This window comes from Mesorhizobium sp. M0019 (genome assembly GCF_040323975.1).
Classification (GTDB): domain Bacteria; phylum Pseudomonadota; class Alphaproteobacteria; order Rhizobiales; family Rhizobiaceae; genus Mesorhizobium.
The window spans coordinates 29,639-55,626 of the sequence record NZ_JAMYVK010000019.1; the positions used below are offsets into that span (position 1 = coordinate 29,639).

Here is a 25,988-nt window from a genome sequence, read left to right on the forward strand (position 1 = left end):
GCCGCGCGAGGCCCCGGTGACCAGTACTACCTTGCCGGCGAGATCGAATTTCGGCGTGATCTCATTTGTCATGCGATTCCACCTTGTTCTTCAAATCGGACCGGCTGCCGTGTCGGACCGAATAGGCTCGCGTGAATTCGGCGCCCAGCAGAAATATCTCGGCCGAATAATAGACCCATAACAGCACGACGAGCAGGGCGCCGGCCGCGCCGTATGACGATGAGATGGCGCTGGTTCCGATATACCAGCCAATCAGCGACTTGCCGATGGTGAACAGAAACCCGGTGACCACGGCGCCGATGCCGACATCGCGCCATTGCAGGCTGCGGTCCGGCAGCACCTTGTAGATTGCGGCAAACAGCAGCGTGATCAGGGCAAACGAGACGATCCCGTTGATGGCGCTCAGGATGATGGTGCCGAACGGCAGGTAGGCGTTGATGACTTCTCCGAGCCCCGAAATTGCAGCGCTTACGACCAGCGACACCAGAAGCAGAAAACCGAGGGCGGCGACCAGGCCCAGGCTTGCAATGCGTGCCCGAACCATTCGTGAAATCGTTGCCCCGCTCGGTTTGACTTTCCAGATTTCGTTCAACCCCAGCTGCATCTCGCCGAACACGCCGGATGCGGCGACGAACAGCGTGACCAGCCCCAGAATGCTGGCGAGGGTTCCGGCTTCCTTCTGCGAGGCGTTTTCGATCGTAGCTCGCAGCAGCTCGGCACTTTGCGGCCCCATCAGGCCAGCGATCTGTGCCGAAAGGGCGAGTTGCGCCGCCTCGTGCCCGAAGGCCATGCCGGCAATAGCGACAACGATGAGCAGGATCGGCGCAAGCGAGGTCGTGGCATAAAACGCTATCGCCGCCCCATGGCTCAGCGCATTGTCGTCGATGAAGCCGATGACGCTCTGCTTGAGGAGTCTCCAGCCCTCTGCTGCCAAATTCCACATGTAGGCCTCGCATGCCTGTCAACAAACAAGTAGCGGCGGCGCAGCGCTGGGCGAGGGGTGGGGGCTCGGCCGGAACAAAGCCGGCAACGGCACGCTGTACAAGGCGATCGCCTATAAAGGCGGCGTGCAGCGAACATCCTGCGAAAGGTGCCGCTCGACTGGCCGGGGACGTGCTCACGATGCAATCAGGGGAACTGTGACAGTTGTCTGATAATTTATCGGATATCGGTTGAAATACGGGAACTCGATCACGAACGCATATTGGGCGGTCAGATGTGCCATGCGAAAGCCGCCGCTGGGGGCGTCGATTGCTATTGTTACGTCGACGTCTTTCAATCCCAAATCCAGTAATTTTTCCGTGGCAATGGCTTGGATCTGGGCCTGCGTCAGCGAGTTCTTCATTTGCAGCGCACGTGACGACGTTTCCAGCGTGTACCGAACACTCGACATAGCATTCAGAGCCCAGCCGAATGCAAAGATGCCGATCAAAAGCATTATCAGAAAAGGCGCGATCAGCGCGAACTCTAATGCAGCTCCGCCTGATGCATCCCCCGTGAAAGCTCTCGACTTAGCGGACACGAATCACCTGTTGATGACTGAGTTCGCGCGAGAGGGAAAACGCACCAAAACTGAAGGGCGGTGACCAGGTGGCTGTCGCCTGTATTACGAGGAAGACCGAGGGGGCTTTCAAAGTGTCGCACAGGACCGATGGATCGGCCACGATGTTCCCGCACATGTATTTCCGGCTCACTGCCACCTGCGCGCCATCAGGATGGTTTTCCCAGCTCGAAAGAGCGACAGCTTGGATGGTCGTATCCTCGACTGCTCCTTGCATCACGAGGTTCGCCGCGGTTTTGACGCCTGCACGCATCGACAATGCGCTCGAGACAAAAGACCAGCCGTCGATGATGCCAAGAAGTACCAGGCAAAGGGCGGGCAGAACCAGCGCAAACTCTACCGCGGCAACACCCGAATCACTCCGGAACATCCGGACTTGTAGCCGATCCACGAAAACTACTCGACAAGCTGAACGGTTTGCGTGGCCGGAATGTCTCGCATTCCAAGGCTCGTGCAATCCTGAATGATGTTTGCGTTGCCGGACCATTGCACGGTACTTGCGACGACCTGCGTGCAACCACCTTTGCCCGAGAAATTGCCGAGATAATTGACGCCCTGTGTTGGAAAATACAGAGCGCCGGTCAATAGCGAATCCGCCGTGCCATTAAACGTGTTGGATCCCGCCAGGTTGGCTCTGTCGCCATAGAACAGCACACCTGAATAGGTGCCCGACGTCGGTGCGCTGAGCTTGACGGTCGCCGTGCCGTTCATGCTAACGCCGGAGGTATCGGCCAGATAAATGACGACACCCTCGCCGGAAATATTTGCATTCGAGCTCGCTTTGAAATCGCCTCCCTCAATGACGTATATCCCGGGCGAGAGGGTTACATTGCCGCTCAAGCTGAGCCCCTTGCAGTATGTTCCAGGTTGCAAGGTTGACTGATTGCCGTTTTGACAAGGGTTCGTGGCCGGCGGCGCCGGCAGGTCGGCAAAAGGATCAGCAGCGGGCAGCGCCTGAGTTATCAGGCTGGCGCAAACGGTCTTCACGACGTTGCTCAACGAAACACCGCCTGCCGATATCAGGCAATCGACATCAAGGCTTGCCGATCCCTGAAGTTTGATGGCGTCCGGAGCTATCGAATTCGACATGACGGAGCAGCCTGTCAGTTTTGTGGTCGAACTGCCGGAAAAGAGCGCCGCTTTCGAAGCGGAAGGATCGACCGTCAAAATGCAGGCTTTTGAAGCATCCGTAATAAGAGCCACCGCCCTTGCTTGTGCGCCAACTGCGTTTTGCGTGAATATCGACGTAAAGAACCGATCGAGGTTCTGATGAACGACTACCTCAACCGCCTTTTTTCCGACATTTGGACCGGCTGACGGAGGCGAGAAGACCTCTATTGTACCTGCTGACGGTCCCCAGCCGTTCGTGGTCGCTGACGCTGTCGCTGCGGAGACAATCTTTGGCGTGTCGGATCCCGAAACCTTTTCCAAAGCGCCAGCATAGGCCGCCGCATCCGCCACAGCTTGTAGCTTCAGGCTGCTGTAATACCAATAGGAAGTCTCGATACCGAGGCCCGCACCGCCGACGACAATCGGCAAAGACAGAGCAAAAATAGTAGCAACGTTGCCGCTCTCGCCGATCGGTCGCATAGCGCGGAAAAAACACCTAAAAATGCGGGCACGCCAGTCCATTTCCCTATCAAAGCAGGATTGCATAAAAGAATGACTAAGAATTTCCGTACATTTCTTGGCTGCGATCCATCCAGGCTTAACGGCCCGTTCCGCCGCTTCAACGCGGGCCTTTGGCGCCACAGGACCCTCGTTAGTCCTTCGGCCGGGTGCATGTCTTCATAGGAACAATTCTGGTTTCCGGGGTCATGCGCAAGAAAAGACCGCCGCGGCCGGTTTCGATTGGCAATGGGTTGCCGTTCCCTGCTATTCCCGCTTCAAATCAAAAAGCAGTGGACGTTTCCAGTATGACCAATGTCGCCTTGACCGGGCTTGCCCGCGATCTTGCCAAGCGCGCCGCGGAAGGCCGCCCAGTGCGCATCGGCGTTATCGGTTCGGGCGAGATGGGCACCGACCTGGTGACGCAAGGCATGCTGATGCCGGGCATTTCGGTTTGCGCGATCTCGACGCGCCGCCCGCATACGGCGCGTGACGCCATCCGCATTGCTTATGGCGACCAGGCGATGGCAGCCGAAGCGGACAGCGCTTCGAAGGTCAGCCAGGCGATCGAAAGCGGCAAGATCGCCGTCACCTCGAACGAAATGCTGGTCACCAATCCGCTTATCGATGTCGTCATCGATGCCACCGGCAAGCCCGGGGTCGCCGCCGATTTCGACCTGATGGCGATGCAGCACGGCAAGCATCTGGTGATGATGAATGTCGAGGCCGACGTCACCATCGGCTGTTATCTGAAGCAGCAGGCCGACCGGCTCGGCGTCGTCTATTCGGTCGGTGCCGGCGACGAGCCGTCGAGCTGCATGGAGCTGATCGAGTTCGCCTCGGCGCTCGACTACACCATCGTCTCCGCCGGCAAGGGCAAGAACAACCCGCTCAACCACGACGCCGTTCCCGACGACTACCGCGAGGAGGCGCTGCGCCGCAACATGAATCCGCGCATGCTGGTCGAGTTCGTCGACGGCTCGAAAACCATGGTCGAGATGTGCGCCATTGCCAACGCCACCGGGCTGGTGCCCGACGTTCCCGGCATGCACGGCCCCAAGGCCGATCGCGACGAGCTGGTCAAGGTGCTGATCCCGCGCGAGCAGGGCGGCATTCTGTCGAAGAAGGGCGTCGTCGACTACACCGTCGGCAAGGGCGTGGCGCCCGGTGTCTTCGTCATCGTCGAGGCGACGCATCCGCGCATCATCGAGCGCATGGACGATCTGCATATCGGCCACGGTCCCTATTACAGCTTCTTCAGGCCCTACCATCTGACCTCGTTGGAAGTGCCGCTGACGGCCGCTCGCATCGCGCTTTACGGCAAGCCCGACATGGTGCCGCTGCCGCGGCCGGTGGCAGAGGTCTGCGCGGTGGCCAAGCGCGATCTGGCGGCAGGCGAGGTTTTCGACGCGATCGGCGAGACCTGCTACCGCTCCTGGACCATGACCGTCGAAGAAGCCCGCGCCCATCGCGCCGTGCCGGTCGGTCTGCTCGAAGGCGGCAAGGTGCTGAAACCGGTGAGGAAAGGCGAATTGCTCACCGCCGACAATGCCGCGCCCGACCCGACGACCGGGCTGTTCGCCTTGCGCCGGCTGCAGGACGAGATGCTGTATGGGCGTGACGCTGTCGACCGGTGAGCTGTCGCGGTGGCCTTTGGCCGGGCCTACTGGCATTGTCATTACAACTCTCTATATTGTATTGACGATGAAGGCGGAGGCGATCACATGAATCTTCAGATCAGGGACCCGCGCGCACGCGAACTGGCGCGAGAGCTTGCTGCCAAACGCAAGATTTCGATGACCGAAGCGGTCATCGAAGCGCTTGAATCCGAGTTGAAGCGGGAGAGCGGACGCATTCCCCTGGCTGAGCGGCTTGCTGCCATTGCCAACGACTTCAAGGCCAAGGCAGGCCAAGGTGGTCGGGCTGTGACGAAGGATGAGATCGATGAGATGTGGGGCCATCCCTGATGTTCATCGACACCTCCGTGGTTGTCGCGATTCTTTCAGGCGAAGAGGATGCCCGCGAGTTGAGTAATCGCATTGAGGCTGCGCCCGCGAGAATAACTTCGGCGTTGGTGGTGCTTGAAGCGGCGATGCGGCTTTCGACGATGCTTGCCGTGCCGCCGGTTGTCGCCGGAGATGCGATAGAGGCGTTTCTTCGCGAGGCCGAAATCGAAATTGTGCCGATCGACGCCAGCGATGCCAAGCTCGCGATCCAGGCATTTTCAGACTACGGAAAGGGGCGCGGACATCCCGCCCAGCTCAACTTAGCCGACTGCCTTTCTTATGCCTGCGCAAAAAGTCATGGCTCCGCACTGCTCTACAAGGGCAACGACTTTTCGCATACCGACCTCGCGTAATCCGCAACCGGCTGTTACTTCCCGAGCTCGATAGACCGCAGCCGCGCCGCTTCCACCGCCTCGGTGAGCAGGCGCGTCAGACGGTCCTCGCCCATCAGCACGGCAAGGGCGGCAGCCGTGGTGCCGTTGGGGCTGGTCACCTGCTGTCTGAGCACGCCGGGCTCCTCGCCGCTTTCGGCGGCCAGCGAGGCGGCGCCGTAGACCGTCTGCATGGCCAAGAGCTTGGCAGTCCCCGTCGGCAGGCCGGCTTTCTCGGCGGCCACGGTCAGCGCTTCGATGAAATGGAAGATATAGGCCGGCCCCGACCCGGAGACTGCCGTCACCGCATCCATCAGGGCTTCGTCGTCGATATCGGCCACTTGCCCGCTCGCCGAAAGCAGGTCGGCAACAAAACGCTTGGTGTCGTCGGAAACCAGGCTGTTGGAAAACACCACCATCATGCCCTTGCCGATCGCCGCCGGCGTGTTGGGCATGCAGCGCACGATCGGCGCGCGGTCGCCGAGAATACCTTCGAACGTAGCGACGGGTGTCCCGGCGGCGATGCTGAGGAAGGTGGTCCGGCCATCATTGAAGCGGATGTAGCCGGCCGTCACGTCGCGGATCACCTGCGGCTTGACCGCAATGACGACGAGGGTCGGCACGGCGTCCGCCGGGATGGCGCCGGCATCCGCGCCGGCAGCGCAGCCCAGCGCTTCGGCACGCTTGCGCAACTCGGCATTGGGCTCGACCACAAACACCGCAGCCGGAGCCAGCTTGCCGGCTTTCAGCCAGCCCGAGAGCATGGCGTAGCCCATATTGCCGCAACCGGCGAGAACAAGCCTGATCGTCATCGAAAGCCTCCCATAGAGATGGCTTCCCATAGACGTTCGCGGCAGGGCGGGGAAGCCCCTGTTGGGACTGTGATCACGCGGAATTCCCGGACTGAGATCGGTCGCAATGATACTTGCTCAGGCCAGCAACACCACATTATCAATGAAGAAATCGCCGGGACAGATGTTCTCCTTGCGGTTGGGATGCGCATGTAGTCGCGCAGGGGTGGGCCGACCAAATTAACCTTTTATTTCCTATGCCTGTTTAGCATCGCTTAACCAGGAACGGTCGCTACGTCCCAGCCCGAGGGGAAAGCTCGAGGAATCATGGCTTACAGGGATAATCGTGAACACCGGAGGAACGAGCGGTCCTTGCTGTCGCTCGTCGAGGCGGTGCGCGGCGAGGACGAAGCATCGCTGGTTTCGCTAGAGGACCGCGCAGGCCGGTTATGGCGCGAGGATGCCGCCACACGCCATCGTCTTGCCCGCTCGCGCCGCGAAGCGCGTGCCAGCACGATCCTGTTGGCAGCCGCCGGCATTACCCAGCCCCGTCCTGATGAGCCAAAGGCCGGCACCATGCTGATGGAAGAGGCTGCAGCTGCCGATCGGTTTTTCGTCCCCGCTGGCTCCCTTGGCGGCCCCGATGCCGGTTCCGCCGATCGCCCAGCATATCGGGCAGCGCCGCCTCCTGCTCTGCCGGTCGAGATCGCGCGTACCAAACGTCCTGGTCCGATCGGTGCCGTGTTGTCGGCGCTGAGCCGGCTCATGCCTGGCAGAGCGCCGGAGGAGATGGCGTCCGGTGAGACTTCCGCCGCGACAAATTCCACCGCAGCGATGCCACCTGCGTTCCACCCGCAGCCGCTCTATGCCGGTCGGGCACCTTATCCGCAGCAACCCACGCCGCCGCATTCGGCCCATACTCAGGCCTGGTCGAGGAAGGCAAATCAGGCCTCGGAAGCCGCCGATCAGCAAAGCCAGATCGAGGAAATCCGCGCCAGCCTGCGCGAATTCCGCGAGGTCGTTCGCGAGCTCACCGAAAACCGCGCGCGCCGCCGCTATTTCTGAGCGTCGAATAAAACATGCCGGTTTCGAGTTAACGGCATGGGACGGCGCATTGACGGGATTGCCCGGCTCGATTTTCGTGAAAATGCCGCGCTGCATGTCCGCCCGCAGCGCATGGTTCTGGGCAACGGCCTGCATAAAAGATATCTGGAGCGCGCCGCATGGATGTTTTAACGCGGCAGGCTTACGCGATAGGCGTCGAGGGTGGTTCATGGCTGAGTTGATTGACGGAAAAAGCGTCGCCGAAGACGTGGTGCGGCGGGTCAAGGCCCTGACCGCCGAACTGGCGGAAAAGGGCGGACGGCAGCCCGGTCTCGCCGTGGTCATCGTCGGCGAGGATCCGGCGAGCCAGGTCTATGTCGCCTCCAAATCCCGCACCGCCAAGGAATGCGGCTTCCATTCGGTTCAGCACACGCTGCCGGCCGAAACCTCCGAGCCGGACCTGTTGAAGATCATCGGCCAGCTCAACGCCGATCCGGCCATCAACGGCATCCTCGTGCAGCTTCCGCTTCCCGGCCATATCGATTCCGGCAAGATCATCCAGACCATCGCGCCGGAGAAGGATGTCGACGGCTTCCACTTCATCAATGTCGGCAAGCTCGGCACCGGCGAACTCGAGACCGCCTTCGTGCCTTGCACGCCGGCCGGCTCGATGCTGCTGATCGAACGCGTGCGCGGCAAGGACCTGTCCGGTCTCAATGCGGTCGTCGTCGGGCGTTCGAACATCGTCGGCAAACCGATGGCCAATCTTCTGCTTGCCGCCAACTGCACCGTCACCATCGCACACAGCCGGACCAGGGACCTGCCGGCGCTTGCCCGCACCGCCGATATTCTGGTCGCCGCCGTCGGCCGGTCTGAAATGGTCCGCGGCGACTGGGTCAAGCCTGGCGCCACTGTCATCGATGTCGGCATCAACCGCGTCGCCGCACCTGAAAAGGGCGAAGGCAAGACGCGCCTCGTCGGCGACGTCGCCTTTGCCGAAGCAGCGAAGGCGGCCGGCGCCATCACGCCGGTGCCTGGCGGCGTCGGACCGATGACCATTGCCATGCTGATGGCCAACACGCTAGCTTCCGCCTATCTCGCAGCCGGATTGAAACGGCCTTCCTTCTGACCAGAAAGCAGCGTCCTTGCCGAACCTCACTGTTCCCTTAGAACGGCCGGTCACCAATGATCCCGTTCAGGGCGGGCGGCAGTTCGGGTTTCTGTTGGTCGACAAGTTCTCCATGTTCTCGCTGGCCGCGGCAATCGACACGTTCCGGTCGGCGAACCGGCTGCTCGGCCGCGATTTCTATGGCTGGACTACGGTGTCGGCCGACGGCGACGCCGTCATGGCGTCCAACGGCCTGCCGCTCAAGATCGACTACGCGGTTGCCGATCTGCCGCCGGTCGATATCCTGTTCGTCTCGGTCGGGCTGACGACGGAATTTCCCGGCAAGAGCAAGGTGCTGGCAGCGCTGCGCAGTTGGGGCCGGCGCGGCAATGCGCTCGGCGCGCTTTCGGTCGGTTCCTATTTGCTTGCCGAAGCAGGCCAGCTCGATGGCTATCGCTGCACCATCCATTGGGAAAACCGCGCCGGCTTCCTCGAACGCTTTCCGGACATCAACTGCACCGGCAACGTCTTCGAGATCGACCGCAAGCGCTACACCTGCGCCGGCGGCACCACATCGATCGACCTGATGCTGGAGATCGTGCGCGGTGATTTCGGCTCGAGCCTCGCCAATGGCGTCGCCAACCAGTTCCAGCATGAGCGCATCCGCTCGGCCGGGGACCGCCAGCGCGTCGGCCCGGAACGCGACCTGACCGGCAAGTCGGAGAAGCTGCGCCGCATCGTCGAGCTGATGGCCGACCATCTCGACGAGCCGCTGTCGGCGGTGCAGCTCGCCAAGTCGGCGGGCCTGTCGGTGCGCCAGGTCGAGCGCCTGTTCCTGCGCCATCTCAGTGTGACGCCCGGGCGCTATTATATGCGGCTCAGGCTCGAGCGGGCGCGCGAATTGCTGCGCCAGACCAACATGCCGATCCTCGACGTGGCAATCGCCACCGGCTTCACCTCGCATTCCTATTTTGCCCAGAGCTACCGGCTGCAATTCGGCCGGCCGCCTTCCGAGGAACGCCGCACGGCCTATTGAGGGTTTGGCAGAGAGGCGACGCAGCTTCGTACTCCGTCCGGGCTTGTGTCGCGACCCGGCGTCAAATAGCTTTCCGGCGCCGAGCGGCGGCGACTGACGGGGGAGATTTTTGATGGCGGGATTTGTGCAGAGCGTCGCTGCGGCGGCCCTGTTGCTGTGGACGACGGGGTTCGGCTTCGCCGCCGATCGCGTCATCGTCATTCTCGATGCCTCCGGCTCGATGTGGGCGCAGATCGACGGCAAGCCCAAGCTCGAAATCGCCCGTCAATCACTGCGGAACGTGCTGCAATCGGTCCCGGCCGAGGAGGAAATAGGCTTCATGGCCTATGGCCATCGCGAGAAGGCCAGTTGCGACGACATCGAACTCATCGTGCCACCGCAGGCAGGCTCGGCAAGTGCGATCTCAGCCGCGGCCGACAGCTTGAAATTTCAGGGCAAGACGCCGCTGACCGCTGCGGTCAAGCAAGCGGCGGAAGCATTGAAATACACCGAGGACAAGGCGACGGTCGTTCTCATCACCGATGGCATCGAGACATGTAGCGGCGATCCCTGTGCGCTCGGCAAGGAACTGGAGGCTGCTGGCGTCGACTTCACCGTCAATGTCGTCGGCTTCGGCCTGACGGCGGCCGAGGGCAAGCAGGTCGGTTGCCTCGCCGACAATACCGGCGGCAAATATATCGAAGCGTCGGATGAAAAGGCATTGCAGGACGCCCTCGTCGAGACCGTTGCGCCTCCGCCACCCGCCCCTGAACCGACTCCCGCCCCGCAGCCTGCTCCCCAGCCGGCGCCCGCCCAGCCGGCGGAGTCCAATTTCGTGCCCACCGTCGTGCTTGCCGAGGGTGGCGATCCCGTCACCGACGGCAATGCCTGGGAGATCCACAAGGCGAATTCCGACGGCACGCGCGGCGATCCCGTCACCACCGAATATGGCACCTACAAGGGCAATCTGGAGCCGGGCGACTATATCGTCGTCGCGCGTGCCGGCGAGGCCAGGGCCGAACAGAAGATCAAGATAGAGCCTGGCCAGGTCGCCAAACCGCACTTCAACCTGAATGCCGGCACGCTGGTCATCCACCCGCGGCCAAGCGAAGGAGCGGACGTTGATGACGGCGCGGCTGTCGTAATCGGCTATCCCGGCGTCGACACCCCGCCGACCTACTACGGTGACACGAAAGTCGTGCTGCCGGCCGGTGACCAGAAGGTGACGGTCACGATCGGCCAGGGCATGGTTATCGAGACGATCCCGCTTGCCGCCGGCAGGGTCATCGACAAGGACATCATCGTCGGCGTCGGGCGTATCGTCGCCAACGCCTATTATGCTGCCGGCGGCGACAAGGCCGAGGGTTCGGGCGTCGGCTTCAAAGTGCTCCAGGCGAAAAAGAACGTCGACGGAACCAGGCAGGAGGTGACTTATGCCTACGGTCCGGACAGCAAGTTCGATCTGCCGCCCGACGATTATGTAATGGTCGCGACGGTCGACCTTGCGGTGGCCGAGCAGCCGTTCAGTGTCAAGGTTGGCGACCATCAGGATCTGAAGATCGCGATGAACGCCGGCATGCTGACGATAACCGCGCCAGGGGCCTCGAAGATCGAGATATTCGAGGCCAGGAAGGCCATCGACGGAACCCGCAAGTCGGTCGGCTACGCCTACGACCAGAAGTATCAAGCCACCCTGTCGGTCGGCGACTACGCGGTGGTTTCGGAGAAATCGGACAACAGCTCGAGGGAAGGCACGGTAACGGTCAGGGCCGGCGCGCGAGCCGAGCTGACGGTTCAGTAGATCTAAGGGAGAGCGGCCACTAGCCGCTCTTCCATGGTCGAAAAGTCACGCCGTACCGAAGGCGCTGGCGCCATGGTCGGCGCGTCCCACCAACTGCCGGAACCCGGCGAAAAGCTCGCGGCCGAAGCCGAATTCATTGCCTATGAGGTCGCTGTCCGCGGGGCGGCGCAGTGCGAAATCGTCGGCTGGCACCAGTACCTCCAGCGTCCCGGCCTCGGCGTCGAGCCTGATGATATCGCCGTCATGGATCCTGGCGATAGGCCCGTCCTCCGCCGCTTCCGGCGTCACGTGGATCGCCGCTGGCACCTTGCCTGAAGCGCCCGACATGCGGCCGTCGGTGACCAACGCCACATGCTGGCCGCGGTCCTGCAGGATGCCGAGCACGGTGGTCAGCCTGTGCAATTCCGGCATGCCGTTGGCCTTCGGTCCCTGGAACCGAATGACGGCGATGAAGTCGCCGGTCAGCGACCCCGCCTTGAACGCCTCGTTCAGGCCTTGCTGGCTGTCGAACACCTTGGCCGGCGCCTCGATGACGCGCCGCTCCGGCTTGACCGCCGATGTCTTGATGACGGCGTGGCCGAGATTGCCCGAAAGCACTTTCAGACCGCCGCTCGGCTGGAACGCCTTCTTGAACGGCGCCAGCACCTTCTCGTCCCCGCTCTCGCGCGGCGAAGCCTCGCGCACGACGCCGCCGTCGGCGCCGAGCCTGGCCTCGACCGCGTAGGGGCGCAGCCCTTCTCCCCACACCGTCTGCACATCCTCGTGCAGGATGCCTGCGTCGAGCAGTTCGCGGATCAGGAAGCCGAGCCCGCCGGCGGCGTGGAAGTGGTTCACATCGGCAAGGCCGTTCGGATAGACTCGCGCCAGCAGCGGCACGGCTTCCGAGATGTCGGAAATATCCTGCCAGGTAATGGCGATGCCGGCCGCCGCTGCCATGGCGATCAGGTGGATGGTGTGGTTGGTCGAACCGCCGGTGGCGTGCAGGCCGACGATGCCGTTGACGATCGAGCGCTCGTCGATCATCCGCCCGACCGGCGTGTAGGCGTTGCCGAGCGCGGTGATCGCCAGCGCCCGCTTCGTCGCTTCCCTGGTCAGCGCGTCGCGCAGCGGCGTGCCGGGATTGACGAAGGAAGCGCCAGGCGTGTGCAGGCCCATGATCTCCATCAGCATCTGGTTGGAATTGGCGGTACCGTAGAAAGTGCAGGTTCCCGGCCCGTGATAGGATTTTGATTCGGCTTCGAGCAGTTCGGCCCGCCCGGCCTTGCCCTCGGCATAGAGCTGGCGGATCTTGGCCTTTTCGTCGTTCGGAATGCCGGTCGTCATCGGCCCGGCCGGGATGAAGACCGCAGGCAGATGACCGAAGGTCAGCGCCGCGATCACCAGCCCGGGCACGATCTTGTCGCAAACGCCGAGATAGACGGCGGCATCGAACATGTTGTGCGACAGGCCGATTGCCGCGGCCATGGCGATCACGTCGCGCGAGAACAGCGACAGCTCCATTCCGGGCTGGCCCTGGGTGACGCCGTCGCACATCGCCGGCACGCCGCCGGCCACCTGGGCGATGCCGCCGGCCTCGCGCGCCGCGTCCTTGATCAGCGCCGGAAATGTCTCGAAAGGCTGATGTGCCGACAGCATGTCGTTATAGGAGGTGATAATGCCGAGATTCGGCACCCGGTCGCCGCCAAGCGCTACCTTTTCGGAAGGGCTGCAGACGGCAAAGCCATGGGCCAGGTTGCCGCAGGACAGCACGGCCCGGTTGGCGGTGCGGTTCGAGGCTTCGGCGATGCGGCCGAGATAGGCCTCGCGACCGGGCTTTGAGCGCTCACGGATGCGCTGGGTGATGGCTTCGATGTCGCGTCTTGCGGTCATGGCGGTCGGTCCTTTCAGGCGAGGTCCCGCAGACACGTTCCGGCTGTTGCCGGGACCTGCAGCCAAGTTGAGATCAGGGTGCCCAGAAAACCTCTACGGGCTTTTGAGTGGCATCGAGCACGGCGCGAATGGGCTTTCGTGCTCCAGCTCCAAGCGCGGCCTCGAATGCGGTGCGTTTTTCCGCGCCCTCGATGTGCAGCGCGATGAAGGCGGCATTGATGATCCGCGCCAGTGACAGTGTCAGCCGTGGCTCGCCGGCACTTGCCGCGTGAACCGGAAGCACGATCCTTTGCGACGACGGATCGAGCAATCTTGCCAGGTTGTCGGCATCCGGAAAGAACGAGGCGGTGTGGCCATCAGTTCCCATGCCGAGCACAACAACGTCGACTGGCCAGGGCAGCACTTGCAGCGCCTCACTGTCGGAGACCGCCGCACCCTCGATCGTTGCCGCGGCGTGGTAGAGCGGCACGAAATTCGCGGCGGCGGCCGCGTTCTGTAGCAGGTTGGCGGCAACCAGGCCGGCATTGGAGCGCGGCGATGAGGGCGGCACGAAGCGCTCGTCGACCAATGTTATCGTCACCTTTTCCCAGGCGATCGGAACTGTCGAAAGTGCCGCGAAGAATTTCGCCGGCGTCGTGCCGCCCGAGACCGCAAGCAGCGCCGTGCCGCGCTCGGCGATCGCCTTTGACAGACGGCCGGCGACGTGGCCGGCAAGCGCTGTCGCCAACTCCTGGCGTCCGGCAAATTCGTGCCAGTTGTAGGCGCCGCCTAATTGCTCTCGTGCCATGTCCGCCCGTCGCGTTCGATCAGCGCAATCGAGGCCGAGGGGCCCCATGTGCCGGCGGTGTAGCCTTGCGCCTCTTGCCTGCCGCTTTCCCAGGCGTCCTGGATCGGGTCGATCCATTTCCACGCCGCCTCGACCTCGTCGCGGCGCATGAACAGCGTCTGGTTGCCACGGATGACGTCCATGATCAGCCGCTCATAGGCATCGGGGGCGCGGCCGTCGAAGGATTGCGCAAAACTCATGTCGAGCGGAATCTGGCGCAGCCGCATGCCGCCCGGCCCCGGATCCTTGATCATGATGAACTGCTTGACGCCCTCGTCGGGCTGCAGCCTGATGACCAGCTGGTTGGCGGAGATCGGCCCGGCGCTCTCGCCGAAGATCGAATGCGGGATCGGCTTGAATTCGATGACGATCTCCGAAACGCGCGTCGCCAGCCGCTTGCCGGTCCGGAGATAGAACGGCACGCCCGCCCAGCGCCAGTTGCCGATCTCGGCTTTGAGCGCAACGAAAGTCTCGGTGTTGCTGTTCTTGCCGAGCTCTTCGACATAGCCTTTCACCGGCCCGCCGGCCGAGGCGCCGGCACGGTATTGTCCGCGCACCGTGTGCTTCGGCGCTTCGTTGCCGTTGATGCGCTTCAGCGCCCGCAGCACCTTCAGCTTTTCGTCACGGACGGCATCGGCGTCCATCGACGACGGCGCCTCCATGGCGACGAGGCAGAGCAGTTGCAGCATGTGGTTCTGCACCATGTCGCGCAATGCGCCGGCCTTGTCGTAATAAGTGACGCGGTCTTCCAGGCCGACTGTCTCGGCCACGGTGATCTGCACATGATCGACATTGGCGGAATTCCAAAGCGGCTCGTAGAGCGCGTTGGCAAAGCGCAGCGCCATCAAATTCTGCACCGTCTCCTTGCCGAGATAGTGATCGATGCGGAAAATCTGGCTTTCATGGAAGTCGTCGCCGACCAGGTCGTTGAGCGCGCGCGCCGAAGCTAGATCGCGGCCGATCGGCTTTTCCAGCACGATGCGCGAATTCGGCGTGATCAGCCCGTGCTCCTTCAGCTTGTGCGAGATGTCGCCGAACAGTGCCGGCGCCACCGCCAGATAGAAAGCGCGGATGTGTTCGCTGTCGCCGATCGCCTTCTTCAGCGTGTCGAAGCCGGCACCTGTGGTTGCATCTGCCGGGACATAGGAAAGCCGTGCGAGGAACGTCTTCAGTTCCGTGGCGTCGATATCTTCCGGCTTCACGTGGTCGGCAATCGCCTGCCTGGCGAAAGACTGGAACTCCTCGTCTGTCATCTTCGAACGCGATGTGCCGATGATGCGCGTCGGCTCGGAAAACTGGTGGTCGCGCTGGCGGTAGTATAGCGACGGCAGAAGCTTGCGTTCCGACAGATCGCCGGTGCCGCCGAAAATGATGAAGTCGAAAGGGTCGACGGGGATGATCTGGCTGGTCATGGTCTGTCCGCTCTGACGCCGGTCGCGATAACGCGGCTGATATAATCTAATCGATTTAAACTTGCCAGTGCCATTGCGTCACATCCGCGTGTGCTCTTGACACCGGCGCTGGCCGGCGGCTTGTCGGCAAGCGATGCTTCCGGGAGCGTTCGCAGGTGCAGCATAGAGCGGGATCAAGGCGAAAGCCAAAGGAGAAATCGGCAATGGACACACATCTTTCGATGGCCATGGCCAAACGCGTTTTCGATCGTCTTCAACGATGAGTGAGAAAAGCATGCGCCTCAAAAACAAGGTCGCCATCATCACCGGCGCTGCCTCGGGTTTTGGCGAGGGCATGGCCAGGCGCTTTGCCGAGGAGGGCGCGCGCGTAGTCGTCGCCGATCTGAACGCCAAGGGCGCAGAGCGCGTTGCCGGCGAGATCGGCGAAAAGGCGATCTGGACCCAGACCGACGTCTCGCTGCGGTCCGAATTCGACGACATGGTCCATGCCGCAATGAGCGCCTTCGGCCGCATCGACATCATGGTCAACAATGCCGGTTACACCCATCGCAACGGTGACATGCTGGAAGTCGACGAAGCGACCTTCGACCTGATCACGTCAGTCAACATGAAGGCGATCTACCACGCAGCGCTTGCCGTGGTGCCGGTCATGGAACGGCAAGGCGGTGGCGTCATCCTGACGACGGCCTCCACGGCCGGTATCAGGCCGCGGCCTGGCCTCACCTGGTACAATGCATCGAAGGGCTGGGCGATCACCGCGACCAAATCGATGGCGGTGGAACTCGCGCCGAAGAACATCCGCGTCAACTGCCTCTGCCCAGTTGCCGGCGAGACCGGCATGCTCGCGAAATTCATGGGCGCCGACACACCCGAGATCCGCGAGAAGTTCCGCGCGTCGATCCCGCTCGGCCGGCTTTCGACGCCGCTCGACATAGCCAATGCCGCGCTTTGGCTTGCTTCGGACGAAGCGGCTTTCATCACCGGCGTGGCGCTGGAAGTCGACGGCGGACGTTGTATTTGAACGGCCGGGGCCTCCGGCGGAGGACTGGCTGATGGCGAGCGACCCGCAATCGCTGTGCCGGCCCTACGCCCCGGTTTTGACGTAGCTCTTGTAAATCCAGCCGCGCTTGCCGTTGTAGACGATCTGGCACCATTGCTTGCAGCTCATCACTTGCACCGATGTCTTGGCCGGCACGGTGAGAATGGCGGCCGCATTCTTTTTTGGGCCGGTGCGCATGGTGACGGATCTCAGGATGCGTCCGGTACCGGCAGTATTGGCTCTTCCGGAATTTGCCTTGGTGCTGTTGTCGTCTTCGCTCGCGGTCTGCGTCGGCAGTTGCGGCTTGGGCGTGGGGATGGCGGCGGTCTGCGCGCCATCGGGCCCGCTGTTTTTCGTTGAGCTGCCGGGAGCCGCGACCTTGGCAAACAATGCCGCAGCGTCGGGTTTTGCTGCCGGGTCGGCGAATGCCACCGAAGCAGACGATTTATCGGTCGCCTGCTCGGTCTGGCTTGCCAGCTGGTCGGATGCTGCCGTGGCGGCGGCCGATGCCGTCTTTGGCCCTGTCCAGCGCGGATCATTGGGAGCCAGCGCTGGTATCTCGGCTTCCGCTGCGGCCACCGCTGGGGAAACCGCATCTGCCTTGCCCGTCGTCCGCGGCGCCGCAGCAACCTTGGCAGGCAAGATCTTCGTCGTCTTGACCGGGATGGTCGGAACGATCTGCTCAGGACTTGCGGCCGCTTGTCGCTCATTTGCCGGCAATGCCAGCCACAGTGCCACCGCGGCAACGCCGAGCAGTGCGGCCGTGCCAAGCGCGGCTATCACCAGATGCGCGTTCGACCGGACCCCGTGCCAGAACGTCGGCCGCATATCGTAACCGAATTGCATCGCAAGGCGCCGTCGTTCCGGCGCGCCGAAACTGAAGGGCTCTCTCACACTTGCCACCTCCATTTGCGGGCCGATGTTCTTACGACCCATGCCGGAGAGCCGGCATTTCGATCGGCATCGGTCCCAAACCAAAAGCGGGCAGGCCCGCAAAAATTCCCCGTTCAGCTGCCCACGAGCATCATCTTTCGCCCGCGATTGTGGCATCACTGCGCCCTTGGCGGGAATTCTGCGTCCTCGTTAAGGATTCTGCAACGTCTGGTCAAATCCTGTCCCGCAACGCGTACCAGTTGAGCGCAAGAAAGAGCAGTGGCGCGCGCAAACGCCGGCCGCCGGGGAAGGGTGGAATTTTCAGGTCCTCGATCAGCTTCAGCCGGTCGCGGTTGCCGGCGACCGTCTCGGCATAAACCTTGCCGAAAAAGTTCGACAGCATGACGCCGTGACCGGAATAACCGCCGATCGAGGTCACATTGGGCATCACTTCGCGCACGAACGGCTTTCTCGGCACGGTGATGCCGACATAGCCGCCCCAGCCATGCGTGATCTCAACGTCCTTCAGTGCCGGATAGATTTCGGCGATCTGCCGGCGGATGTGGATGTGAATGTCCTTGGGATCATTGACCGCATAGATCTCGCGCCCGCCAAACAGCAGCCGCCCATCCTTCGATTTGCGGAAATAGCGCACGACGAAGCGCGAATCGTCGACCGCCTCGCCACCCGGCAACACTTTGGAATCAGCTCCCAGCGGTACCGTCGCGCCGATGAACGAGCCGATCGGCATGATATGCGCGGCACTCACCGGTTCGAGCGTGCCGCCATAGGCATTGACCCCGATCAGGCTTTTAGCGGCGGCGATCGTGCCCTTCGGTGTCACAACCCTCACCTTGCCGCCGCTGGAGGTGATGCCGGTTGATGACGTCTGCTCGAATAGCTTTGCGCCGGCCTCTGCCGCCACCTTTGCGGTGCCGATGACCAGTTTCAGCGGATGGATGTGGCCGGTGCCGGTGTCGCGGGTGCCGCCGAAATAATGCGTCGAGCCCAGCCGCTCGGCTGTCTCCGCGGCATCCATGAATGAGATGTGCGGATAGCCGAAACGGCTCGCCATGATCTCGGCATGCGCCTTGTAGTCGTCGACATAGCGCTTCTTGTGCGCCACCGACATCTGGCCGGGCATATAGTCGATCTCGATCTGGTGCATCGCGGCAAAGTCGAGCAGATGCGCCTTGGCCTCTTCGGCCAGGTCGAACAGCGCCTTGGCGCGGGAAAAGCCGTATTCCGCTTCCAGTTCCTCTGCCCAGGCCCGTTGTCCGGTGCCGAGCTGGCCACCATTGCGGCCCGATGCGCCGTCACCGAAACGATGCGTTTCGATAAGCACGACATCCGCGCCTGTCTTGGCGAGATGAGCCGCCGCCGACAGACCGGTAAAGCCGCCGCCGACAATCACCACATCGCATGTCCGGTCGCCGTCGAGCGTCGGATATTCGGGCCTTGGCCCGGCCGTGTCTTCGTACCAGGAGCGGCCGGGAGAGATTGGGGATTGGTAAATCATAGGCGCGCCGCCATTCGGCAGCGGTGAATACGGTGAATGGTGAATGGTGAATGGTGAATAGAATACAAAGCGGCCCGCTTGCCGCCGGCGAAAACATTTTTCATGTCAACCATTCACCATTCACCCCCTTCACACATTCAGCAGCAAATACTCCCTCTCCCACGGGCTGATCACTTCCATGAAGGTCTCGAATTCCGCTCGCTTGATCGCCGCATAAGTGGCGGCAAATGACTTGCCGAGCAGCGCGCCGAGTTCTTCGTCAGCCTCGAACAGGTCGACGGCTTCGAGCAGGCTGCGCGGCAGGTCGATCTGGTCCTCGTTGGCGGTCGTCAGAACCGGCGGCTCGGCCTTGATCTTGTTGGTCATGCCGATCAGTCCGCAGGCAAGCGATGCCGCCAGCGCCAGATAGGGGTTGGCGTCGGAGGAGGGGATGCGGTTTTCGACGCGCCGCGCCGCCGGGTCGGAGCGGGGCACGCGGAAGGCCGTGGTGCGGTTGTCGTAGCCCCATTTGTTGTTGACCGGCGCCGAGGCCGACTGCGTCAGCCGCCGGTACGAATTGACGTAGGGCGCAAACATCACCAGCGCGTTCGGCACATGTTTCTGCATGCCGCCGATGAAATGGAAGAAGGCCTCGGTCTCCGAGCCGTCCTCCGCCGAAAAAACGTTCTTGCCGGTCTTCTTGTCGATGATCGACTGATGGATATGCATGGCCGAACCGGGCTGCCCTTGGATCGGCTTGGCCATAAACGTGGCGTAGATCTCGTGCTTGAGCGCCGCCTCGCGGATGGTTCGCTTGAACATGAACACCTGGTCGGCGAGCTCGATCGGATCGCCGTGACGCAGATTGATTTCGAGCTGGCCGGCGCCCTCCTCGTGGATCAGCGTGTCGATCTCCAGGCCCTGGCTTTCGGAGAAATGGTAGATGTCGTCGATCAATTCGTCGAATTCGTTGACCCCGGCGATCGAATAGCCGGCGCCGCCGCCGATCGGCCGCCCCGATCGGCCTACTGGCGGGGTCAGCGGATAGTCCGGATCGGGGTTCTTGCGCACCAGGTAGAACTCGATCTCGGGTGCCACGACCGGCCTCAGCCCACGCTTGTCATAGGCGGCAAGCACGCGCTTCAGCACGTTGCGCGGCGTGAACTCGACCGAGCGGCCGTCCTGGTGGACGAGGTCGCAGATAACCGCCGCGGTAGGGTCCTCCTCCCACGGCACTACCGTCAGCGTCGAGAGGTCAGGCATCAGCTTGAGGTCGCCGTCGTCCTCCGGATAGTGGAAGCCGTTGCCGTCCTCCGGATAGCCGCCGGAAATCGTTGTCATGAACACCGCCGAAGGCAGCGCCAGCGAGGTGTTGGAGGTGAACTTCTTCGATGGCATCATCTTGCCGCGCGCAACCCCGGCCTGGTCGGGTGTGATGCATTCGATATCTTCGATGCCGCGCCATTCCAGCCAGGCGCTGACTTCCTTCCAGTTCTTGACGCCACGTTGGTTTTTCACGAAGGCAGGCGTGCGGGCGCGTCCTCCGCGGCTCGACGGACGGACTTCCTTTTTTGCAGGCGGCATCAATCACCAGATTTGTTGCAGATTGTGGAGTATAGCCGTTGCCGACGACGAAAGGGAAGGGGAGCCGGCTGGCGTGCGCCTCGATAACCGGGGGAACACAACGACTTCCGGACAAAAGCCTCCTGGTCTAGGGTCGGCCTCCCGCAACGCTGCAATTAATGGTCCCCATGCAACACAGCCGCAACCTGACGACGATCGGCTTCGACGCCGATGACACGCTGTGGCAGAACGAACAGTTCTTCCGCGTGACCGAGAAGCGCTTTGCCGCACTGCTCGCCGATCACGCCGAGGAGGACCGGATTTCGGCAAGATTGCTGGAGGCCGAGAAGCGCAACCTCGCGGTCTACGGCTTCGGCATCAAGGGGTTCACCCTGTCGATGATCGAGACGGCGATCGAGGTCACCGAAGGCCAGGTGCCTGCCTCAACCATTGCTGAAATTCTCGCCGCGGGCCGCGAGATGCTCAGCCATCCGATCGAGCCGCTTCCCCATGCGCGCGAGACCGTGGAAAAGCTGGCCGGCGCTTACCGCCTGGTGCTGATCACCAAGGGTGACCTGTTCGACCAGGAACGCAAGCTGGCGCAATCCGGCCTGGGCGAGCTGTTTGATGCCGTCGAGATCGTCAGCGACAAGAGCGCGGCCACCTATACCCGCATCTTCAGCCGCCACGGCGACGGCCCGGAAAAGGGCATGATGGTCGGCAACTCGCTCAAATCGGACGTCGTACCGGCCATCGAAGCCGGCAGTTGGGGCATCCACGTTCCGCATGAGCTAACCTGGGTGCTGGAACATGTCGAGCCGCCGGTCTCGGCACCACGCTTTCGCCAGATAGCCAATCTCGGTGAACTGCCGGGCTTGATCGAGCATATCGGTGAGATTGATTGATCAGGTCTGCAGCCGAGGCATCGCGGTAGGCGTCAATTGCGGCTAATTCCGATCAGCCGGTCGATCACCGGCTGCAGCCGTTCGGTGGTGATCGGCTTGACGACCACTGCATCGATGACGCTGGACAGGCCCAGGCTCTCCGGAGTGCCGGTCTTGACTGAAAGCAGGATCACCGACGGAAGCGATCTGCCCGACGCCCTTCGCAGTGCATCGATACCCGACAGCAAGGCGTCGCAGTCCCCGTTCTCCGCGCCGCCGTCGAGAACGACAGTCCCCGGAATCAGCGCGTGCAAGGCCTTTGCCGCGGTTTCGGGAGTTTCCGAGATCGGTTTGAGGCCGGACCGCTCGACGATCTTTGAAACCACGACCCGGTTGATCGGTGATTTTCCGACCACCAGCACCCGCGAGAAATCCGGGAGCATCCGCGTCTCCATGTCCCGACTGACGAAAGGCAGCTGTTTTGCAGTCTCGATATCGCGATTCGCTGGGCACATGGCGGGGCAGGCCGTTGTTCAATGTTTCAATGCAGGGTTGAAACTCGAGCGGTAATTGGCGTGAGATCACTGCTCATGTCAAGCTCAAATGGCGTATCAGGAGAATATCGCAAGAAACATTAAAATTAAAATTAAGTGCTTTTCTTTGCCGCCGCCCGAAGAAGAAGTTCCCACCACAACCGGGCAGGCTCAGCTAAGTTTGGCTTTGCAGCGCGAACGCACGAACTCGCAGCCGTAGCCGGGTTGACGTAAGGTTGGACGAAGGCGAGTCGGGCCTGTCGCGAGCTTGTCGTATCGCTTCGCCGGACTACCCTTCCTCGTTGGCTAAGCACGTCTCTTTGACCGACGGGAGATGACGATGGAACTCGTGACTCACAAGAAATTCAAAAATGGCCGGTTGATGCCATGGGGAAAGGGTACGGTCGTTACCGGCGCAAAGGGGTTTGTCTACCTTTCCGGAAACACCGCGACGGCCGAGGACTACGATCCGATCGGCAAAAGCGGCGGCGCCGCCATTGGCGATGCAGCGGCACAGTGGCGCGCAATTCTCACCAATATCCAATCAGATCTGGAGGAGCTTGGCAGTGCGCTCGAGCATCTCATCCGGCTGACCTTCTTTAAGGGGCCATTTCCAGATGGCGGCGTGCTGATCTCGCCCAATTTTCGCTTGGACGTCTTGGACGAATTCTTTGCCGTGCACTGCCCGAAGCACTGCAGCTACAACAACCCGCCGCCCTCGGAAGTTATTGGCGTTGCATCGCTTGCGCAGCCTGACCTTGTCATTGAAATCGTTGCATTAGCGGCTCTGCCGGATTAGGCAAAGCCGCGGCGTGCAAGGTGCGATAGCATGCGCTCAAAAGAGGCGCGGTGCTATCGAGTTTGTCTGTCGTGGCTCCGCTGTGTGACGATGACCGGGATCAGCAGATCGCCCCAGTTGCCGTCGCCGCCATGGTGCCGTGCCGAGCGCACCAGCTCGACCGAGACGCCGGCCTCGACCGCCTTCATCACCGACTGATTGAGCCTGTGCAGATCGTTCGCCAGCATGCGGATGGTCGCCTGCTGGTCGACATTCATGCTGGTGGCCTGCTCTTCGGCCCGTTCCTTGACGCGGCTTATCGATGCCATTGGTCTTCTCCCTGTGTTGCCATGCCTGTTGTGTTGCCATGCCCGCTTGGGCGTTCCCTCTGTTTGTCTGCTATTCCGCTATTCCGCCGCCGGCCTGAACTGGGCGTGCTCGGTCGATCCATGCATGGCCGTGGTCGAAGAACGGCCACCGGTGATCGCCATCGAGACGGCGTCGAAATAGCCGGTGCCGACCTCGCGCTGGTGCTTGGTGGCGGTGTAGCCATTGGCTTCCGCGGCGAATTCCGCCTCCTGCAGTTCCGAATAGGCTGACATCTGCCGCTCCTTGTAGCCGCGGGCGAGCTCGAACATGCCGAAATTGAGCTGGTGGAAACCGGCCAGCGTAATGAACTGGAACTTGTAACCGATGGCGCCGAGTTCCTTCTGGAACTTCGCGATCGTTGCGTCATCGAGATTCTTCTTCCAGTTGAAAGACGGCGAGCAATTATAGGCAAGCAGCTTGCCTGGATGATGCTTGCGCACGCCTTCGGCAAACGTCCTGGCCTGCGCCAGATCGGGCTTGGAGGTCTCGCACCAGATCAGGTCCGCATAGGGCGCGTAGGCGACGGCGCGGGCGATGCAGGGCTCGATGCCGTTGCTGACATGGTAGAAGCCCTCCGCGGTGCGGCCGGCGCCATAATCGACGAAGGGCCGGTCGCGTACGTCGATGTCGGAGGTCAAGAGCTTTGCCGCTTCAGCGTCGGTGCGCGCCACGACCAGCGTCGGCGTGCCCATGACGTCGGCGGCAAGCCGCGCGGCGTTGAGGTTGCGGATGTGTGCGGCGGTCGGGATCAGTACCTTGCCGCCGAGATGGCCGCATTTCTTCTCCGAAGCCAGCTGGTCCTCGTAATGGACGCCGGCCGCACCCGCCTCGATGAACGCCTTCATGATCTCGAAGGCGTTGAGCGGCCCGCCGAAGCCGGCTTCGGCATCGGCGACGATCGGCGCGAACCAGGTGTCGACCGACAGCCCCTTGCCTTCCGAAGTCTCGATCTGGTCGGCGCGCTGTAAGGTGCGGTTGATGCGCTTGACCAGTTCGGGCGCCGCATTGGCGGGATAGAGCGACTGGTCCGGGTACATGGCGGAAGCGGTGTTGGCATCGGCGGCGACCTGCCATCCCGACAGATAGATCGCCTTCAGCCCCGCCCGCACCTGCTGCATCGCCTGGTTGCCCGACATGGCACCCAGCGCGTTGACGAAATCCTCTTCATGGATGAGCTGCCACAGCCGGTTTGCCCCCATTTCGGCGAGGCTCTGCCGGATCTGCACCGAGCCGCGCAGCCGCTTCACGTCGTCCGGCGAATAGGGCCTTTCGATGCCATCAAAGCGGCCTTGCGGCGCCGAGGGGACGAGGTTGTAAAAGTCGGTCATTGATCACTCCAGGCGGTTTTGATGCCGGTTTAGGAAGGCGTCGCAGAGGAAAATACGTGCGCCATATGTGTGACACCATTTACACGTCGGCACGACGCAAGCGAGGTAAACCTCCTGATCAGTCATAAAATAAGGGAAAACCTGTGTTGTGTTTGACTGATGAGAGCTGTAAATCTGTCATGATTGTAAAGACAGCCATGCCATCGGCGGATGTAAATTTCTGTCAAGGAAACTCGATTGGCCGACCACAAAATCTTTGCCGGGCCGCGCATTCGTCGCATCCGCAACGCCAAGGGACTGACCCAGACGGCGATGGCCGAAGGGCTCGGCATCTCGCCGTCCTATCTCAATCTCATCGAGCGCAACCAGCGGCCGCTGACGGTGCAACTGATCCTGAGGCTGGCAACCGTCTACAAGGTCGACCCACATGAATTGCAGGGCGAGGCGAGGGGGTCGGTCGCCGATTTGAAGGAAGTGTTTTCAGATCCGTTGCTGGCCGGCGAACTGCCGGGCGACCAGGAACTCATCGAGCTTGCCGAGGCGGCGCCAAACGCTTCCGCCGCTGTCATAAAGCTGTTTCGCGCCTATCGCGAGCAGGCCGAGCGATTGTCGGATATCAACGAGCTGCTCGCGCGTGAGGGCAAGGCCACCGCCCTCTCCGGTGCCAGGCTGCCGATCGACGAGGTGCATGAGATTTTCGAACGCCGGCCGAACCATTTTGCCGCGCTCGAAGAGGAAGCCGAGGCATTCACGTCGGTGCTCGATCCCGGCGACGATCTGTTCAGTGCGTTGAAGGCTTGGCTGCGGCGTGAATTCGGCATCGTCGTCAAGGTACTGCCGGTCGCCACCATGCCCAACTGGCGGCGTCGCTATGACCGTCACTCGCAGCGCCTGTTCCTGTCCGAGCGGCTGTCGCCATTCGATCAACTGCGCGAGGTGGCGATGGAGGCCTGCCTGATCCGCATGAGCGTCGCTGTAGCTGCCGAGATCCAGGTGCTGAAGCTGACCACGGACGAAGCCCGCCGGCTGGCGCGTTTCGAGCTCGGCCGCTATGCCGCGCACGCTCTGATGATGCCTTATCAACCTTTTCGCGCCGCTGCGGTCCGTGCCCGCTATGACATCGACATGTTGCGGTCGCGCTTCGGCGTCTCTTTCGAGCAGGCGGCGAACCGGCTGACCACGCTGCAGCGGCCGGGTGCGTCGGGTGTGCCGTTCTTCATGCTCGAGGTCGACAGTGCCGGCAATCGGTTCCGCAAGGCGGGCAGCCACGGCTTTCCGCAAAGCCGCTTCGGCGGCGGCTGTCCGAAGCTGCCGGTCCATGCCGCCTTCGCCCAGCCCGGCCAGATCCTGGTCGAGGCAGTGGAAATGCCCGACGGTGCGGCGTTCCTCTGCATGGCCCGCACGCTCGAAGGGCCGCAGGGCTCGTTTGCCGAGCGCCCGCGGCGCACGGCGCTGTTGCTCGGCTGCGACATCGGTTTTCGCGACGAGGTCGTCTATGGAGCGGCATTGCCGGGGCCGGCCGCCATCGGCAAGACCGGACAGAGCGCCGCTGCGCTGGCGACGCCGGTCGGCCCTGCCTGCCGGCTGTGCGAACGCATCGGCTGCCTCGCCCGCGCCGAGCCACCCGTTACACGTCCGCTCGGCCTCGACGAGATGGTCACGGGACTGTCGGCGTTCGATTTCCAGTGACGGCAAGCAGAATTGCCGGGAT

26 protein-coding genes are annotated in these 25,988 nt (G+C 62.3%); 12 read left to right on the top strand and 14 right to left on the bottom strand.

From position 1 onward, the window contains the following. Positions 1–61 precede the first annotated feature (61 nt). The 4 genes from NKK47_RS15670 to NKK47_RS15685 all read right to left on the bottom strand — a co-directional run bounded on the left by NKK47_RS15670 (position 62) and on the right by NKK47_RS15685 (position 3,313). Entirely contained in the window at positions 62–943 is an 882-nt protein-coding gene (locus NKK47_RS15670) for a YihY/virulence factor BrkB family protein (RefSeq protein ID WP_352577525.1), read from the bottom strand. Between the two features lie 174 nt (positions 944–1,117). Beyond that, a complete protein-coding gene (locus tag NKK47_RS15675) occupies positions 1,118–1,522 on the bottom strand; it encodes a TadE/TadG family type IV pilus assembly protein (RefSeq protein ID WP_023677423.1) in 405 nt (134 codons plus the stop codon). After that, positions 1,512–1,931, bottom strand: a complete 420-nt coding sequence (locus tag NKK47_RS15680; protein ID WP_023677424.1) for a TadE/TadG family type IV pilus assembly protein — start codon at positions 1,929–1,931, stop codon at positions 1,512–1,514. Before NKK47_RS15680 ends, NKK47_RS15675 begins: the two co-directional genes overlap by 11 nt. Positions 1,932–1,957: 26 nt before the next feature. Then, entirely contained in the window at positions 1,958–3,313 is a 1,356-nt protein-coding gene (locus NKK47_RS15685; protein WP_352577526.1) for a pilus assembly protein TadG-related protein, read from the bottom strand. A gap of 164 nt (positions 3,314–3,477) precedes the next feature. Between NKK47_RS15685 and NKK47_RS15690 the strand changes: the two genes are divergently transcribed. The 3 genes from NKK47_RS15690 to NKK47_RS15700 all read left to right on the top strand — a co-directional run bounded on the left by NKK47_RS15690 (position 3,478) and on the right by NKK47_RS15700 (position 5,528). After that, positions 3,478–4,806, top strand: a complete 1,329-nt coding sequence (locus tag NKK47_RS15690; protein WP_352577527.1) for an NAD(P)H-dependent oxidoreductase — start codon at positions 3,478–3,480, stop codon at positions 4,804–4,806. 87 nt (positions 4,807–4,893) lie between these two features. Beyond that, positions 4,894–5,136 carry a type II toxin-antitoxin system VapB family antitoxin gene (locus NKK47_RS15695; RefSeq protein WP_352571640.1) on the top strand — a complete coding sequence of 81 codons (243 nt, stop codon included), beginning with the start codon at positions 4,894–4,896 and terminating at the stop codon, positions 5,134–5,136. After that, positions 5,136–5,528: a type II toxin-antitoxin system VapC family toxin gene (locus NKK47_RS15700; RefSeq protein WP_023677428.1), complete on the top strand. Its 393-nt coding sequence runs from the start codon at positions 5,136–5,138 to the stop codon at positions 5,526–5,528. The genes NKK47_RS15695 and NKK47_RS15700 overlap by 1 nt, the downstream gene beginning before the upstream one ends. A 14-nt stretch (positions 5,529–5,542) precedes the next feature. Here the strand turns inward: NKK47_RS15700 and proC are convergent, their stop codons facing one another. Further along, on the bottom strand, positions 5,543–6,358 hold the full coding sequence (proC, locus tag NKK47_RS15705) for a pyrroline-5-carboxylate reductase (RefSeq protein WP_352571639.1): 816 nt from the start codon (positions 6,356–6,358) through the stop codon (positions 5,543–5,545). A gap of 351 nt (positions 6,359–6,709) precedes the next feature. Between proC and NKK47_RS15710 the strand changes: the two genes are divergently transcribed. From NKK47_RS15710 to NKK47_RS15730, 5 genes are all read left to right on the top strand, one after another. After that, positions 6,710–7,402 (top strand): hypothetical protein, encoded by a 693-nt coding sequence (locus NKK47_RS15710; RefSeq protein WP_352577528.1) that lies wholly within the window; start codon positions 6,710–6,712, stop codon positions 7,400–7,402. A gap of 36 nt (positions 7,403–7,438) precedes the next feature. Next, positions 7,439–7,573, top strand: a complete 135-nt coding sequence (locus NKK47_RS15715; RefSeq protein WP_023677431.1) for a hypothetical protein — start codon at positions 7,439–7,441, stop codon at positions 7,571–7,573. 37 nt (positions 7,574–7,610) lie between these two features. After that, positions 7,611–8,510 (top strand): bifunctional methylenetetrahydrofolate dehydrogenase/methenyltetrahydrofolate cyclohydrolase FolD, encoded by a 900-nt coding sequence (gene folD / locus NKK47_RS15720; protein ID WP_023677432.1) that lies wholly within the window; start codon positions 7,611–7,613, stop codon positions 8,508–8,510. A gap of 16 nt (positions 8,511–8,526) precedes the next feature. Continuing rightward, positions 8,527–9,525, top strand: a complete 999-nt coding sequence (locus tag NKK47_RS15725; RefSeq protein ID WP_023677433.1) for a GlxA family transcriptional regulator — start codon at positions 8,527–8,529, stop codon at positions 9,523–9,525. A 112-nt stretch (positions 9,526–9,637) separates the two neighbouring features. Then, on the top strand, positions 9,638–11,305 hold the full coding sequence (locus NKK47_RS15730) for a vWA domain-containing protein (RefSeq protein WP_352577529.1): 1,668 nt from the start codon (positions 9,638–9,640) through the stop codon (positions 11,303–11,305). A gap of 45 nt (positions 11,306–11,350) precedes the next feature. On the opposite strand, the gene edd is transcribed toward NKK47_RS15730, so the two are convergent. The 3 genes from edd to zwf all read right to left on the bottom strand — a co-directional run bounded on the left by edd (position 11,351) and on the right by zwf (position 15,412). After that, complete coding sequence (gene edd / locus NKK47_RS15735) at positions 11,351–13,174, bottom strand: phosphogluconate dehydratase (protein ID WP_352577530.1); 1,824 nt, start codon at positions 13,172–13,174, stop codon at positions 11,351–11,353. 73 nt (positions 13,175–13,247) lie between these two features. After that, positions 13,248–13,961 (bottom strand): 6-phosphogluconolactonase, encoded by a 714-nt coding sequence (gene pgl / locus NKK47_RS15740; protein ID WP_352577531.1) that lies wholly within the window; start codon positions 13,959–13,961, stop codon positions 13,248–13,250. Further along, the gene (gene zwf, locus NKK47_RS15745) at positions 13,943–15,412 is read right to left on the bottom strand and encodes a glucose-6-phosphate dehydrogenase (RefSeq protein WP_352577532.1); all 1,470 of its coding nucleotides are present in this window, start codon (positions 15,410–15,412) and stop codon (positions 13,943–13,945) included. The genes pgl and zwf overlap by 19 nt, the downstream gene beginning before the upstream one ends. 274 nt (positions 15,413–15,686) lie before the next feature. Between zwf and NKK47_RS15750 the strand changes: the two genes are divergently transcribed. Continuing rightward, a complete protein-coding gene (locus tag NKK47_RS15750; RefSeq protein ID WP_023677438.1) occupies positions 15,687–16,433 on the top strand; it encodes an SDR family oxidoreductase in 747 nt (248 codons plus the stop codon). Between the two features lie 63 nt (positions 16,434–16,496). Here NKK47_RS15750 and NKK47_RS15755 read toward each other — a convergent pair whose 3' ends face one another. From NKK47_RS15755 to NKK47_RS15765, 3 genes are all read right to left on the bottom strand, one after another. Then, positions 16,497–17,297 carry an SH3 domain-containing protein gene (locus NKK47_RS15755; protein WP_352577533.1) on the bottom strand — a complete coding sequence of 267 codons (801 nt, stop codon included), beginning with the start codon at positions 17,295–17,297 and terminating at the stop codon, positions 16,497–16,499. Positions 17,298–17,556: 259 nt separating this feature from the next. Continuing rightward, a complete protein-coding gene (locus tag NKK47_RS15760) occupies positions 17,557–18,843 on the bottom strand; it encodes an NAD(P)/FAD-dependent oxidoreductase (RefSeq protein ID WP_352577534.1) in 1,287 nt (428 codons plus the stop codon). Positions 18,844–18,972: 129 nt separating this feature from the next. Next, a complete protein-coding gene (locus tag NKK47_RS15765; RefSeq protein ID WP_352457076.1) occupies positions 18,973–20,406 on the bottom strand; it encodes a glutamine synthetase family protein in 1,434 nt (477 codons plus the stop codon). 167 nt (positions 20,407–20,573) lie between these two features. Here NKK47_RS15765 and NKK47_RS15770 point away from each other — a divergent pair, with 167 nt between their 5' ends. After that, complete coding sequence (locus NKK47_RS15770) at positions 20,574–21,290, top strand: HAD family hydrolase (RefSeq protein ID WP_352577567.1); 717 nt, start codon at positions 20,574–20,576, stop codon at positions 21,288–21,290. 32 nt (positions 21,291–21,322) lie between these two features. Here the strand turns inward: NKK47_RS15770 and NKK47_RS15775 are convergent, their stop codons facing one another. Further along, positions 21,323–21,712 carry an ANTAR domain-containing protein gene (locus tag NKK47_RS15775; protein ID WP_352577535.1) on the bottom strand — a complete coding sequence of 130 codons (390 nt, stop codon included), beginning with the start codon at positions 21,710–21,712 and terminating at the stop codon, positions 21,323–21,325. Positions 21,713–22,142: 430 nt separating this feature from the next. Here NKK47_RS15775 and NKK47_RS15780 point away from each other — a divergent pair, with 430 nt between their 5' ends. Continuing rightward, complete coding sequence (locus tag NKK47_RS15780) at positions 22,143–22,601, top strand: RidA family protein (protein WP_352577536.1); 459 nt, start codon at positions 22,143–22,145, stop codon at positions 22,599–22,601. Between the two features lie 53 nt (positions 22,602–22,654). Here NKK47_RS15780 and NKK47_RS15785 read toward each other — a convergent pair whose 3' ends face one another. Beyond that, positions 22,655–22,909, bottom strand: coding sequence for an SMc00767 family acetate metabolism repressor (locus NKK47_RS15785; RefSeq protein ID WP_023677446.1), 255 nt, complete (start codon positions 22,907–22,909; stop codon positions 22,655–22,657). A gap of 78 nt (positions 22,910–22,987) precedes the next feature. Then, complete coding sequence (aceA, locus tag NKK47_RS15790) at positions 22,988–24,277, bottom strand: isocitrate lyase (RefSeq protein ID WP_352577537.1); 1,290 nt, start codon at positions 24,275–24,277, stop codon at positions 22,988–22,990. Between the two features lie 237 nt (positions 24,278–24,514). Here aceA and NKK47_RS15795 point away from each other — a divergent pair, with 237 nt between their 5' ends. Next, the gene (locus tag NKK47_RS15795; protein WP_352577538.1) at positions 24,515–25,966 is read left to right on the top strand and encodes a helix-turn-helix domain-containing protein; all 1,452 of its coding nucleotides are present in this window, start codon (positions 24,515–24,517) and stop codon (positions 25,964–25,966) included. Positions 25,967–25,988 lie beyond the last annotated feature (22 nt).

Coding starts and splice junctions, on each gene's coding strand:
- zwf (WP_352577532.1), bottom strand. CDS start 15,412: ATGACCAGCCAGATCATCCCCGTCGACCCTTTCGACTTCATCATTTTC.
- proC (WP_352571639.1), bottom strand. CDS start 6,358: ATGACGATCAGGCTTGTTCTCGCCGGTTGCGGCAATATGGGCTACGCC.
- NKK47_RS15770 (WP_352577567.1), top strand. CDS start 20,574: ATGCAACACAGCCGCAACCTGACGACGATCGGCTTCGACGCCGATGAC.
- NKK47_RS15755 (WP_352577533.1), bottom strand. CDS start 17,297: ATGCAATTCGGTTACGATATGCGGCCGACGTTCTGGCACGGGGTCCGG.
- NKK47_RS15760 (WP_352577534.1), bottom strand. CDS start 18,843: ATGATTTACCAATCCCCAATCTCTCCCGGCCGCTCCTGGTACGAAGAC.
- NKK47_RS15775 (WP_352577535.1), bottom strand. CDS start 21,712: ATGCTCCCGGATTTCTCGCGGGTGCTGGTGGTCGGAAAATCACCGATC.
- NKK47_RS15780 (WP_352577536.1), top strand. CDS start 22,143: ATGGAACTCGTGACTCACAAGAAATTCAAAAATGGCCGGTTGATGCCA.
- NKK47_RS15670 (WP_352577525.1), bottom strand. CDS start 943: ATGTGGAATTTGGCAGCAGAGGGCTGGAGACTCCTCAAGCAGAGCGTC.
- folD (WP_023677432.1), top strand. CDS start 7,611: ATGGCTGAGTTGATTGACGGAAAAAGCGTCGCCGAAGACGTGGTGCGG.
- NKK47_RS15680 (WP_023677424.1), bottom strand. CDS start 1,931: ATGTTCCGGAGTGATTCGGGTGTTGCCGCGGTAGAGTTTGCGCTGGTT.
- NKK47_RS15730 (WP_352577529.1), top strand. CDS start 9,638: ATGGCGGGATTTGTGCAGAGCGTCGCTGCGGCGGCCCTGTTGCTGTGG.
- pgl (WP_352577531.1), bottom strand. CDS start 13,961: ATGGCACGAGAGCAATTAGGCGGCGCCTACAACTGGCACGAATTTGCC.
- NKK47_RS15690 (WP_352577527.1), top strand. CDS start 3,478: ATGACCAATGTCGCCTTGACCGGGCTTGCCCGCGATCTTGCCAAGCGC.
- NKK47_RS15785 (WP_023677446.1), bottom strand. CDS start 22,909: ATGGCATCGATAAGCCGCGTCAAGGAACGGGCCGAAGAGCAGGCCACC.
- edd (WP_352577530.1), bottom strand. CDS start 13,174: ATGACCGCAAGACGCGACATCGAAGCCATCACCCAGCGCATCCGTGAG.
- NKK47_RS15700 (WP_023677428.1), top strand. CDS start 5,136: ATGTTCATCGACACCTCCGTGGTTGTCGCGATTCTTTCAGGCGAAGAG.
- aceA (WP_352577537.1), bottom strand. CDS start 24,277: ATGACCGACTTTTACAACCTCGTCCCCTCGGCGCCGCAAGGCCGCTTT.
- NKK47_RS15765 (WP_352457076.1), bottom strand. CDS start 20,406: ATGCCGCCTGCAAAAAAGGAAGTCCGTCCGTCGAGCCGCGGAGGACGC.
- NKK47_RS15715 (WP_023677431.1), top strand. CDS start 7,439: ATGGGACGGCGCATTGACGGGATTGCCCGGCTCGATTTTCGTGAAAAT.
- NKK47_RS15750 (WP_023677438.1), top strand. CDS start 15,687: ATGCGCCTCAAAAACAAGGTCGCCATCATCACCGGCGCTGCCTCGGGT.
- NKK47_RS15695 (WP_352571640.1), top strand. CDS start 4,894: ATGAATCTTCAGATCAGGGACCCGCGCGCACGCGAACTGGCGCGAGAG.